Origin of the sequence: Paracoccus sp. SM22M-07, from assembly GCF_001887735.1 — a bacterium.
Classification (GTDB): domain Bacteria; phylum Pseudomonadota; class Alphaproteobacteria; order Rhodobacterales; family Rhodobacteraceae; genus Paracoccus.
This window is the reverse complement of record NZ_JPKW01000031.1, coordinates 1-11,253: the sequence shown is the minus strand read 5'-3', so window position 1 is coordinate 11,253 and position 11,253 is coordinate 1. Positions and strand designations below refer to the sequence as shown.

Annotated in this window: 16 protein-coding genes; 2 read left to right on the top strand and 14 right to left on the bottom strand. The window is 64.9% G+C overall.

From position 1 onward, the window contains the following. From IE00_RS20990 to IE00_RS19005, 6 genes are all read right to left on the bottom strand, one after another. The coding region (locus IE00_RS20990) for a phage head-tail joining protein (protein WP_371328463.1) at positions 1-118 on the bottom strand (118 nt) is incomplete at its 3' end. A 29-nt stretch (positions 119-147) separates the two neighbouring features. After that, the gene (locus IE00_RS19025) at positions 148-1,881 is read right to left on the bottom strand and encodes a prohead protease/major capsid protein fusion protein (protein ID WP_072298739.1); all 1,734 of its coding nucleotides are present in this window, start codon (positions 1,879-1,881) and stop codon (positions 148-150) included. Further along, positions 1,878-3,203 carry a phage portal protein gene (locus IE00_RS19020; protein WP_072298738.1) on the bottom strand — a complete coding sequence of 442 codons (1,326 nt, stop codon included), beginning with the start codon at positions 3,201-3,203 and terminating at the stop codon, positions 1,878-1,880. The genes IE00_RS19025 and IE00_RS19020 overlap by 4 nt, the downstream gene beginning before the upstream one ends. A 137-nt stretch (positions 3,204-3,340) precedes the next feature. Further along, positions 3,341-3,940 carry a helix-turn-helix domain-containing protein gene (locus IE00_RS19015; RefSeq protein WP_072298737.1) on the bottom strand — a complete coding sequence of 200 codons (600 nt, stop codon included), beginning with the start codon at positions 3,938-3,940 and terminating at the stop codon, positions 3,341-3,343. Positions 3,941-4,298: 358 nt separating this feature from the next. Further along, positions 4,299-4,562 carry a hypothetical protein gene (locus IE00_RS19010; RefSeq protein ID WP_139291554.1) on the bottom strand — a complete coding sequence of 88 codons (264 nt, stop codon included), beginning with the start codon at positions 4,560-4,562 and terminating at the stop codon, positions 4,299-4,301. Next, positions 4,559-4,762 (bottom strand): hypothetical protein, encoded by a 204-nt coding sequence (locus IE00_RS19005; RefSeq protein ID WP_072298735.1) that lies wholly within the window; start codon positions 4,760-4,762, stop codon positions 4,559-4,561. Before IE00_RS19005 ends, IE00_RS19010 begins: the two co-directional genes overlap by 4 nt. 117 nt (positions 4,763-4,879) lie before the next feature. Between IE00_RS19005 and IE00_RS19000 the strand changes: the two genes are divergently transcribed. Beyond that, on the top strand, positions 4,880-5,080 hold the full coding sequence (locus IE00_RS19000) for a transcriptional regulator (protein WP_240494012.1): 201 nt from the start codon (positions 4,880-4,882) through the stop codon (positions 5,078-5,080). A gap of 85 nt (positions 5,081-5,165) precedes the next feature. Then, positions 5,166-5,570 (top strand): hypothetical protein, encoded by a 405-nt coding sequence (locus IE00_RS18995; RefSeq protein WP_139291553.1) that lies wholly within the window; start codon positions 5,166-5,168, stop codon positions 5,568-5,570. Here the strand turns inward: IE00_RS18995 and IE00_RS18990 are convergent. The 8 genes from IE00_RS18990 to IE00_RS20985 all read right to left on the bottom strand — a co-directional run bounded on the left by IE00_RS18990 (position 5,567) and on the right by IE00_RS20985 (position 11,236). After that, complete coding sequence (locus tag IE00_RS18990; RefSeq protein WP_072298732.1) at positions 5,567-6,280, bottom strand: hypothetical protein; 714 nt, start codon at positions 6,278-6,280, stop codon at positions 5,567-5,569. The two genes, IE00_RS18995 and IE00_RS18990, sit on opposite strands and share 4 nt — an antisense overlap. Before the next feature lie 275 nt (positions 6,281-6,555). Continuing rightward, positions 6,556-8,337 carry a phage terminase large subunit family protein gene (locus tag IE00_RS18985; RefSeq protein ID WP_072298731.1) on the bottom strand — a complete coding sequence of 594 codons (1,782 nt, stop codon included), beginning with the start codon at positions 8,335-8,337 and terminating at the stop codon, positions 6,556-6,558. Continuing rightward, on the bottom strand, positions 8,324-8,818 hold the full coding sequence (locus tag IE00_RS18980) for a DNA packaging protein (protein WP_072298730.1): 495 nt from the start codon (positions 8,816-8,818) through the stop codon (positions 8,324-8,326). The genes IE00_RS18985 and IE00_RS18980 overlap by 14 nt, the downstream gene beginning before the upstream one ends. Before the next feature lie 93 nt (positions 8,819-8,911). Next, the gene (locus tag IE00_RS18975) at positions 8,912-9,178 is read right to left on the bottom strand and encodes a hypothetical protein (protein WP_072298729.1); all 267 of its coding nucleotides are present in this window, start codon (positions 9,176-9,178) and stop codon (positions 8,912-8,914) included. Between the two features lie 34 nt (positions 9,179-9,212). Next, a complete protein-coding gene (locus IE00_RS20315) occupies positions 9,213-9,383 on the bottom strand; it encodes a hypothetical protein (RefSeq protein ID WP_170864221.1) in 171 nt (56 codons plus the stop codon). Between the two features lie 143 nt (positions 9,384-9,526). Next, a complete protein-coding gene (locus tag IE00_RS18970) occupies positions 9,527-10,723 on the bottom strand; it encodes an AAA family ATPase (RefSeq protein ID WP_240494011.1) in 1,197 nt (398 codons plus the stop codon). After that, entirely contained in the window at positions 10,716-11,081 is a 366-nt protein-coding gene (locus tag IE00_RS18965; RefSeq protein ID WP_072298728.1) for a hypothetical protein, read from the bottom strand. The genes IE00_RS18970 and IE00_RS18965 overlap by 8 nt, the downstream gene beginning before the upstream one ends. A 2-nt stretch (positions 11,082-11,083) precedes the next feature. After that, the gene (locus IE00_RS20985) at positions 11,084-11,236 is read right to left on the bottom strand and encodes a phage head-tail joining protein (RefSeq protein WP_371328462.1); all 153 of its coding nucleotides are present in this window, start codon (positions 11,234-11,236) and stop codon (positions 11,084-11,086) included. Between the last annotated feature and the right edge of the window lie 17 nt (positions 11,237-11,253).

Genomic DNA, 11,253 nt, shown 5'->3' with positions numbered 1-11,253 from the left:
CCTCCAAGTCTCCAAGTGCTGACGCCATTTCCGCGTCGGTCTTGAACTCGACCCTTTCACCGTTCAGCTGGGCCATGCGGATACCCTTGGCGCGGTTCTTGATCAGTTCATCGCGCATGATGATCAGATCAGCGAGGGGAAGGGTCATCAGCCCACCCGGTGCCAGCCGCGGTGGTCGATCCAGCCCGCCCCGAAGTCCAGGCGGATTTTGGTCTGCACCCCGTCCACCTCGAAGCCCGCGCGGGTTTCCATTTGCGGCCCCGGCGCGCCTTCCAGGTAGGCATATTCCAGCCCGTCCACGGTCGCAGGATCGGCCACGACATAGAATTGCTCGTCGTCCACCAGGCGGGGGTCAACCAGCAGGGTCAGGTTGGCAAAGGGGTTCACATCGGCGGTGGTCGATGCGGCGATTTCGGCCAGCAGCTGTTCGGCCTCGGTTTCCAGTTCGGGCGGGACCAGGACGAAACGCGGGGTCACGTCGATCTGCATGCCGCCCGGTGCGGTCTGCCGGCGCATGGCGAGGCGCGCGGCGGAAAGGCCGGCGAAGTCCAGCGTGCCGGTCGCGGTGACGTTGCCGTGCTGCGCGTCGAAAACAGGGATGCCGTCCGACATGGCTGGGGAAAGCCGGATCATGTTGACGATAAAATCGTTCTCGAAGGCGCGGGCGGCGATGCCCATTTTCCGGGGCAGATCGGTGAAGGCCCCCAGATCGTCGTTGATCATCGCCTGGCGCGTGATGCCGATGATCTTGCCGAAGGTGGCGATGCGATAGGTTTCCTCGCCTTCGTCAATCGTGCCGTGCTTGAACTCGCCCCCTTCCAGGACCTTTTCCAGCTTGGGTGCATCGCCCAGGGTCAGCTTGCGCTTGAGGCGGAAGTCGCGGGCGCTGGATTGGCGGGCCAGCTGGCGCGCACCGGACGGGGCGGCATTGTAGGCGGCGCGCAGTTCGCGGTTGACCGCATCGCCCATGATCAGGGGGAAGTCGGACGTGGTGTGCAGGGCGCGGGTCAGGATCGTGTCGGTCGCCAGACCGGACGTGCTGATGCCGCTGCGGCGCAGGGACTCGCGGGCATGTTCCGCGATGGTCATATGCGCGAAGGCGCGGGCGGGGGCGCTGATCTCATGGCCGGGATGCGACCGGGCATAGAGGGCTTCACCGGCGCGCGTGGCGATCACGGTGGGGTCGGTGTGATCCATCGTGATTTCGGCGCGGGTGGTGCGCGTGGTGGCCTCGGCGCTGCGGGTCTGCATCGCGGCAAAGGCGGCGGTGCGGGCGGCGTCGGGGGTCGCCTCGGCGTCGATCTGGGCATCCGCCCATTCGCGCGTCAGGCCCGCCGTGGTGGCGATGCTGCGGATTTCCGCGTTGGTTTCGGCGCGGGTCTGCGTCGTGGTCTGGGTTTCCGGCATGTCAGTTTCTCCATTGCGGAAATGCGCCCCGGCATCTGCCGGGACAGGGACGATGGACACCTCGACAGGCGTCCAGCGGGTTGCGGTGCGGGTGCGCTGCGCGCCCTCGCGGCCTTCCGTCCAGGCGGCCACGCTGTAGCCGATGGACAGACCGCGCAGGGTGCCGTCGCCAATGTCGGCCAGCACCGCCTGCGCGGCGTCGTTGCTGCGAAAGCGCAGGCGCACCCAAAGCCCTTCGGCGCGGACCTCTGCCGCCTCGACCACGCCCAGCTGGTCGCGGGTCGATGCGCTGCGATGCGCGTCCAGGACCGGCGCGCCGATCAGGCGCGACAGGTCCACTTGCGTCAGGTCCAGCCGTTCGATGAAGCCCGCGCGCTGGACCGGCGCGCCGGTCGAAACGATGGCCTCGATCGTGCGGGCCTCGGCGTCGATCGTGGACACGCGCGGGGTGGCCGCGCGCAGGTGAATGGTCATGTGGGGGTGCCTCCGTTCTGGCGCGGCCTCTGGCGGTCGCGGGCGATTTCTTCGTCCAGTTCGTCGATGTCGCGGCCACGTCCAGCCACGACCTCCTCGCGGGATTTGAGGCCCGCGTTGATGGCGGCGACGTCCGCCTCAACCTCGTTGCGGGGGTCCACCCACGCCCATCCGGGGGCGACAAAGCGCACGTCCAGATACGTTTCCATTTCGGGGGCGGGGATGATGCCTGCCAGTTCCTGCACCGCGATCCATCGGTTCCAGAGAGGGCGCAGGAACTGGCCCTCGATCAGGGCCAGCTGCAACATTTCGGCGCGGCGACGAAAATCCAGAAGGCCCACGCGGGCGCTTGAATAGTTCGCCTGGCCAAGGTCGCCGGTCAGCATCTCGAAAGTGAGGCCGACGCCTGTTGCAATCTCGCGATCCTGCGACCGGATAAAGTCCACGGCTTGGGTCAGGCCCTGGCCGGGGTTGCTGAACGATACCTGCGATCCGGGGGGCAGCAGGCGCATGGCGCCGGGTTCAAGCGCCACGTTCATGTCGGGCGCGGTATCGTCGCCCAAGCCTGCCGTGCCGCCTTCCGCATCCGTGACAAAGCCGGTCATCAGGGACGCGACCTTCATCTGCATCAGCATCGCGTCCGATGCCTCGTCGCGGTCGCGCAGTTTCAGCAGGACCGGGGCCAGCCATGACAGGCCGCGCACTTGGCCGGGGAAAAGCAGGTCGAAGATATGCAGCATGTCGGTTGCGGGAACGCGGATCGCATCGCCATGGCTGGCAAAAGGCTGTCCGGGGGCCTCGCGCAGCATGTGATAGGCCACAACCTCGTCGTCGGCGTCGAACTCGATGCCCGCCACGATGCGCGCGCCGCCGTCCAGGTCGCGGGTCAGTGCCGGGTCGATTTGGTCGGCAGGGATCAGCTTGAGGCGCAGGTTTCCAAAGGCCGTCACGCGCAGATGAACGAACGCCTCGCCATCGCGGACCAGGGCGCGGACCAGCGTCGGCATGATCGGATGGATCATTGCCTCGAAGTCGTTGCCCATCTCGCGGCGTTCCACGGCGTCGGGATGGTGCGGGCGGACCTGCCAGCCTTTGCCGACAAGCGAAGCCGTCCAGGCTTCGATGATCCGGTTGCCTTGGGGGGTGTTGAGATAAAGGCCAGCGGCGCGGGCCTTGGTCAGGCTGCGCGCGGCAAGGGTGGATTGCAGGGGGGCGTGCAGGGTTGGCGCGCCGTCCCAACGGCGTCCGCCTGCGCCCGCCTCGACCTGGCGCTTGCCGGTCGGGGCGATGATCCGGGACAGAATGCGGGAAAGGGCGCTCATTGCGCGCCACCCGCGCCGACAGCTTGGGCAAGCTGCCGGGCCTGTGATAGGTCCAGCATGTCGATTCTCATTCGTTGGGGGTCGGAAGGCCGGGGCGGGCGAAGTTTGGCGACAGAGACCGCCCCGGCCTGTTTGGTTTAGCTTTCCTCCGGTGTGGCGATGTAGGTGATCAGGGGACCGGCCTTGATGCCTAGGCTCATGGCAAAGGCTTGCAGGTCAAAAATCTGCCCGCTGATCCAGTCGCGGCGCACCTCCCCCTCCATTTCGGCAAGGCTGGCGAAGCTGTAGCAGCTGGTCGGGGTTTCTTCGTTGCCAGTCGGCAGGGTGTGCGTCGGCAGGGAATTGCGGGCAGGCAGGAACAGATACCGTGACGGCGTTTCGCCGTCCTCGATGCCCGCCATTTCATGCACGAACTTGCGCCACTCATGCGGGGACAGATCCATGCCGGAGACGGCAACGGCCATGGGGCAAATGCTGATCTGTATAACGGCCAGCGGGGCCATCATCTTGGCGATAGTGTCGGCCTTGCCGGGGGCAACCCCACTGTCCATCTGCGCTTTCATCAGCCCCAGATAGGCAGTCTGCAAAAGCCGGAACCGAACCTTTTTGGCCGGGTCGGACGGAGGCAGGTAGTTTTGCCGTCGCCAGTTGCGCTGCATGGTCTGGGGAACGCCGATGAAGTCGGCAATTTCGCCTGCGCTTAATTCTCGTTCGATGCGTTCGATCTGATACTGCATGCGGGCCTCCGTATAGTGCAGGCATACACGGTTTTTCGCGCTAGTCAACAGATGGTGCTATCTTGCACGGTTATGTCAAAATTACACTTGCATTTCTTGCCAGTCTGACAACCGTGTCAGGGCTTGTGCCGGTCGCGGATCAGGCCGAGCAATTCGCGCAGGATGCCCAGAAGAATGCGGATGATGAGAAGAGCGTCGGTCATGGTCATGTCTCCCGTTGGACTGTCGAGAGAATGAGGGGCGGGTCCCGCCGATTATAGGACTGGCCAAAACTTTTCGCGTGGCGCTCCGAATGGGCAACCCCGACGCGAAAAAACGCGTCGGGGCTTGCCGCCTCATAACACCCGTTACATCAGGATCAGCTACCGGGGGTTGTTTCCGATCTTGCTCTGCGCGCCTCGTCATAGCGCGCGTCTTCCAGCTGGTCCTCGATCTCATCGGCCAACCGATGAATCACCTCGAACAGAGCGGCAAGAGCATCATCTAGATAGGGCAGATCCATCGTAGTTCGGCAGGATGCGATGCCAATCATTGACAGGTGCCGGATCTGTCCGGCCCTCTCCTCGGACGTGGTCACATAAGCAGGGCCAAACATCGATGCACCAGGATCGCGGGCGGTCATGCTGCACCGCCGATCTGCGCGGCCATCAGCTTCCGCGTCTGGCGCATCGCGGCGCGCAGGCATGCCCGTGCCTCACGTTCGGCTTGACTGTAGCCTGCCGGGCGCTCGGTCGCGTCCAGCGTCAGGCAGTCGTGAACCTCGTTGAGGCGGGCGGCAGGCAAGCCGGGGGCGGCTGCCGAAACGCGATTTTCGCGTGGCATTGTCAGAACTCCGTTCTAGAGGTATGGTCTAAAAGGACCATAACAGTTGGTCTAATTAGATCAAGAGAAAATATGACAAGCCCTGCACAACTACGCGCCGCCCGCTCGCTTCTAGGGGTGGCACAACCGGATGCTGCTCACCGTGCAGGCGTGTCGGTTTCCACGCTCAAGCGCGCGGAGGGCTCTATCCAGCCCGCCGCGTCGGCGGATGCTGTTGCCGCCCTGCGCCGCGCCTATGAGGATGCCGGGGTGGTCTTTTTAGATGATGAAGGGCAGGGACCGGGCGTCAGGTTGCAGGCACCGGAGGGTGGCAAATGATTTGCCATACCTGCAAAGCAATCGGACAGCCTCGTTACAGGGAAAATATTGCATGCCTCTAGTAAGCGTTTCCAGGGCTGCAAAGTTGTTCCAGGTATCCCGCCCAACCCTGCAAAGGGCGCTGAAAAGCGGGGCGATCACCGGGGAAAAATCCAGTGCAGGTGGCGTCGAGCTTTGGCAGATCGACACGGCAGAGCTGGCGCGCCTTTACCCGCTGCGAAAATCCGAGGGTGGCAACTTGCCACGTCAAGATGCGCAGATCGGACCGCCTGTTGACGTGGCAAAAACAAGCGAAGTCAGCCCTTTGTCAGATGAAGTTGTCAGGGGGCTGGAAGGGCAGTTGCAGGCAGTCAAAGAGGAACTTGCAGCGGCGCTGGCCGTGTCCGAGGAACGGCGGCGGCTACTGGATGAAATGGTGAAGGCGCTGCCCCGGCCAGCGGAACCCGAGAAACCCCGGCGCGGGCTGTGGGACAGGCTGCGCGGGCGCTAGTCCTTGCCGCCGTCGATCACGTCTAGCCGGTAGCGTTCGACAGCTTGAGCGTGATTGTTGATGTTGCCCCGGAATGCGCCTTCGGGCGTCACCGTGATGATCTTTGCACGGCCCTTTTTAACGCGGTGAATAGCCCCTACGGACTCCAGCAGCTGCAAGACAGGTGTCATGTGGTTCGGGGTGATGCCAGTTAGGTCTGACAGCTCTGCCGCAGACTTGGTGCATTCATAGCTTTGCCAGCCTAGATGCCGGGTGATCTGCCATAGCACCGCCATCGCCTGGTGCTGCTTTGCCAAGGTTTCGCCCGAATTGCGGAGGCGTTCGGTCACGGCGTCATGATACTGGAATGCGATGGACACGTTGCCCCCTCCGAAGAAGTCGAACTCATGCTGGTGCGCCGCCGATAGATCTTTCGCGGCTTTCGCTACCTCTCGCGCCCGTGCGGCGCGTTCTGGGCTACTTTCGCTCAAGGCTTGCTGATCCAGCAACAGGGCTGCCTGATCATAGGTTCCGCGCTTGCGCATGGCCTTGTCAGTCAGGCTGACGGGCGGATTGCTTGGCTTGCGCTGTTCGACCACCCCCACGATCACGCCGATCTGCTGCACCTTTGCGCCCGTGGCCCTTTGGGCTTGCTGGGTTGCTTTAGCAAGGTCGATGTCGTCGGCAGACACGCCCATGCGGCGCAGCTCGGTTATTGTAAGTCTGCCCATTGCTGCCCCCTAATAGTTCCCTGTGGGGGAACAATAGTTCCCTGTGGGGGAATTGTCAAAGCGTCATCAGGCAAACAATAGAAGGCTAAAACCGCAAAAATGCACCAGCGTATCCATGTATCCTAAGAAAGAACCCTTAGACTTAGAACGGCAGCGCGCCTAGAACGCGATGCAGAGAGGCGCGTAGCGCCGCGCAGAGGCCCGCCAGACGGCCTTAACGCTCTTTCCGCACCCACCCTAGCCGGACATGCCCGAAAGGCCCCTGCACGGCGCTCCTAGCGCCTCTGCATCCATTGCGATTGCAGCACCGGCCTAGATTGCTTTTGAACAGGGTCGCTCTGGGCGAGGTCGGCGCGCCTGATTTCGGGCACGATGTTGACCAGCTGGCGCACGGCATAGGCATAAACCGCGCAATCCAGCGCCTCGGCCCGCCTGCCAGGGATGCGCACGAAGGTCCGCACCGGCTGGCCCCGGTTGTAGCGGATCACGGCGCGCTCACTGGTCGCCTGCTCAAACCAGATCGGCGGCAGGGACGCGGAAAACCGCGCCGATGAAGGCCGGGGAAAGCGGGCGAACAGCTGCGCCTTGACGGTATCGACACCGACGATTTGCAGGCGCGCGCCGGTTTTCGTCTTGGACCCGGCCCGCTCGATCACCGGGCGGTTCCCTGGCGCACCCTTGATCGCCACCACCTTGCGCCGCATGCGCGGGGTGCAGAATGCGGTCACGCGGTTCATGGTGGTGCCGTCGCCCGCGTCGATGGCGGTTGCGTCGATGCCCATGCGCCCGCCCAGGGCATGCGGGAACCGGGCTTGCAGCATCACGTCCAGTTCGTGCCACGTCTCGTCTGCATCGAACTGGCCCCAGATCACACGGTGCCCAAGGACCAGCATGCAGCCCGCCTCGGTCCAGCCGATGTAGGTCAGCTCCAGGCGGTCGTGCTGCACATCGCAGCCCACGGTCAGCGCCAGCACCTCGGCAGGGATCAGGTCCAGCCCGAACGCCTCGGCCCGCGCGGCCATGCCGCCCTCGTCCAGTTCGTCGCCATCGCTGCGCCAGCCCTGCCCAAGGATCGTGTTGACGAAGGTCTGCAACATGGTCGGATCATCCTTGGCTCCGACGAACTCGACCGCCAGCTTGCCCCATGCGGCGTTGGCGTGAAGGCTGACCAGGGCATTGAGGCGGAAACCGGCATGCCCGGCCACGTCCGGGCGCAGGGCGCGCCAGCGGCCATCTGCGACCATCTGCGGCTTGTGGCGTTCCTCAATCTCGTCGGCGCAATGCGGGCAGCGCCAGCGGGCGGTTTCCGGCGTGCCTTCATCCCACGTGATCGCGTCCCAGGTGATCTGCTCAAAGGTGCCGCATGCCGGGCAGGGCACCTCGAACACGCGCTGGTCGGACTGGGCATAGGCGCGCAGGACGTGGCTGGTTTCCTCATGCACCGGGGTCGATCCCAGGACAATCTTGCGATCCGGAAAGGACAGGGTGCGGCGCTCGGCCAGCAGGATCGGGGAACCTTCCGCCGTGGCCTCCATGCCGTCCGCCTCGTCGATGAACAGCAGGCGCACGTTGTGGCGGCGCAGGTTTCGGGGGGCCTTGGCCGCGACCACCTTGAGCGAACCGCCGGGGAATCGCCGCGACAGCAGCGTGTTGCGCCCGGCCTCGTCGCGTTCGTCGGACAGCACCGCCGCCACGGCAGGCGATGCGGCAAAGATCGGTTCCACGTCCGAAACCATGTAATCGCGGCAGTCGGCCTCGGCAGGCAGCAAGCAGAGAATGGGCGCAGGATCGTTGGCGACGAAGCTGGCGACGGCAGAGGTTAGCAGGGTCGTGAAGCCCACGCGCACCGGCTTGACCAGGGTGACGCGCTCGATCAGGGGATCCCCGATGGCGTCGGCAATCTCGCGCTGGAACGGCCACAGGCGCACCGCACCAGGCTGCGCGCTGACGCCTTCGGGAAGGTAAACCTCGCGCTCGATCCACTCCGACAGGCGCAGCCTGGGGGGCGGCATCAGCGCCAGAAGGGCCTCGGCCCGGATCGCCTCAATCGTCGCCATGTGCCAGCCCTTCCAGTGTGTCGCGGACTTCCCGGTCGATCACCGCCATGTCGACGGCGGTCAGGTGCGGCAGCGCGGACCGGACGCGCGACGGCACGGCCAGCACCCCGGCGCGGACCTTGCGCAACACGTCCGACCAGGCGCGGGTGACGTCCTCGGCCTTCACCAGCTGATCCAGCGCCACGGCGTTGCGGCGCGCCGCCTCGTCGGCCTTTTCGCGGGCCAGCCGGGCACGGGCGGCTGTCAGCCCCTCGGCCTCGGCCTCGCTGCCCCATCGTGCGGCCATGCTGCGAAGATGGGCGGTGTAGGCCGTGACGGTGGCCCACAGATCGTAGCTGTCGTGCTTCAGGTGAACGGCGATGCCGCGTTTCTTCAGATCGGTCAGCGCGGCGGGTGAAATATCCAGAAGCGCGCACAGATCGGCACCGCCGACGCGGGTCACGATCCTGCCGTCCAGTTCCAGTTCTTCTATTACCCGCAAGATTTTAACCCTCTGTTTTTATTATGCAAAGCGCGACATGGCGGGGTGCGAATTACCCCCGGCAGGGGTGCGGCTGGAAGGACCCGTGAAGAGTCAGGCTCTGCCTTGGGGGGCAGCCCGGGCAAGCGATGACGCGGCAAGGGACGGCATGTGGCGCACTGCCTTGGCCGCACGTTCGCAGGTGCTTGCGGCCATCGGCCCGCCCAGATGCGTGACGATCATGGCCACGACCTGGGCATGCGCCCCGGCCAGCAAGGCTTCGGTGGGCAGGCCGGTGGCGTTCTGGATCGTGACCAGCGCCTGCGCCACCAGATTGGCAGCTTCGTCGGCTTGGGCCTGCTTGGGGTTCGTGTCGGTCATGTCGTCAGCCTTTCTTGGCAATGAGGGGGGAAGATCAGCGCAACAGCCGCGCCAAGCGCCGCATGTCACCAGCAATGTCGCTGCGGTCGATGAAGAAGCGTTCCGGGTCGCGGTGCGACACCATCAGGCGTTGCACTCTCTGGGCCAGTGCCTCGATCTCGGCAGAGGCCAGAACAGGCGTGTGCCGCACGCCCGAGGGCGGCACGCTATATTCCCTTCCTTTAGGAAGGGAGGGAGTTGCGCACCGGAGTTGCGCGGGAGTTTCCGGGGAGTTGCGCGGGAGTTTCGCGGGAGATGCGCAGCCCTTTTTTGGAGTTTCCGGGGAGTTTCGCGGGAGATGCGCAGCCATTACTCTACCTCCTGGATGACGTTGACGGGCTTGCGACCGCGCATGATTTCCGCGTTTCGGATCACCCCTTGGCCGAACAGGCGAGACATTGCGGCCTTGAACGCATCGCGCGTCACGCCCTCTGCATCCTCCTCGGCAGCAAAGACGGTCGGTGCATAGTAGGGGCCGCTATTGGCGTTCACATGCCGCCCCTGCTCAGTCAGCATCCGCAGCAACTTGAGGAACACACGGTCGGCCCGGCTGCGCTTCGCCATGCGATCCAGACCGGTTTCGGCGGGGTCGGCTTCAAAGATGCCATTGCGCCATGTCAGGGCGATTTCGTCGCCTGTGGGGCCATAGTTCGCCTTCATGGTCGCCAGCACCCGCGCGTCGGGGTTTGGCTCCTCGTCGCCTTGGATCACGCGGCGCAGGTAGAGGCGGGAACGCACGGAATTGTGCCAGCCGGTGCTGCCCGACATTCCGGTGCCGCTCTGGATGCCCGACAGGGACGGGTGCGCCAGCAGCACTACGGCGCAGCTGTGGCGGATTGCCAGACCGCGCAGCATGCCAATGAACTGGCGCGCCTGGCCCCGGTCGTTCTCGTTTCCGGGGAACAGGTCGGCCAGTGTGTCTAGGACCAGCACAGCGGGGCGCAGATCGGCCAAATAGTGGTCGATCTCACGGAACAGGGCGGTGGCCTTCTGGATGCCGGTGCGGGCGTCCAGGGCGGTCAATAGTGCGTCCTCTCCTGCAAGGCTGCGCAGGGTCAGCCTGTCCAGGTCCTCAAACCCGATGCCCTCGGCCTCGATCACGTCCGCAAGGCGGCGATGCAATTCGGGTTCGTCATCCTCGGCCGAGATGAACATGGCTTCGCCCGGTGCCACGCCCCGGCCGATCCAGTGACGGCCAAGGGCGCAGGCTGCGGCCAGCTGCAAGGCGATCAGCGACTTGCCGGTGCCGCCATCACCAGACAGCAGTGTGACGGTGCCAGAGGGGATCATGCCGCGCACCAGCCATTGCCGGTCGGGCACCTCGCGTCCCGTCAGGGTGGCGGCGGCAAAGAATCGGCTCACGCGCTTGCCCTCGGCCTCTGCGCGCTGGTGGCGTTCGTGCTGCATGTTGACAATGATCGGGCCGGGGGGAAGGTCGCGCGGATCGGCTTGCGCCATCGCGTCCCAGGGGCTTTCGGGGCCATCGGGGGGCAGATCGTCAGGCATCTTTGCCTCCGGTCAAGTAGGCGATGAAGGATGCCCGGTCGGCCTGCGACATGCGGCTGACGCAGGCGAGGGCATAGGCTTTCCGCTCGGATGGGGATGCCCGGTCAGCCCAGAAATACGCTTCGGCCATTAGGCTATCGAAAGCGATGATGGGCATGCCTGGGCGCATCGCGTGAAACATGGCCTCAAGCAGCGACAGCCGATCATCCGGGGGCACGTTGCGCAGCGCGTTGGTGAAGCGCACAGCCGCGCGTTCGCGGTCAAGGCTGTCGTCAACCCATGCCAGCCATTCGCGGTAATCCCACCCGGTGCCCTCGTCGGCATCGGGGGGGATCGTGGCAAGGTTGGCGCGGGCCATCGTCAGAAACCTTTACCGGTGCTGAACCGCAGCACATTGCGACGACGGGGCCCAGAGGCGCGCGCAATGCGCGCCTCCAAGTCTCCAAGTGCTGACGCCATTTCCGCGTCGGTCTTGAACTCGACCCTTTCACCGTTCAGCTGGGCCATGCGGATACCCTTGGCGCGGTTCT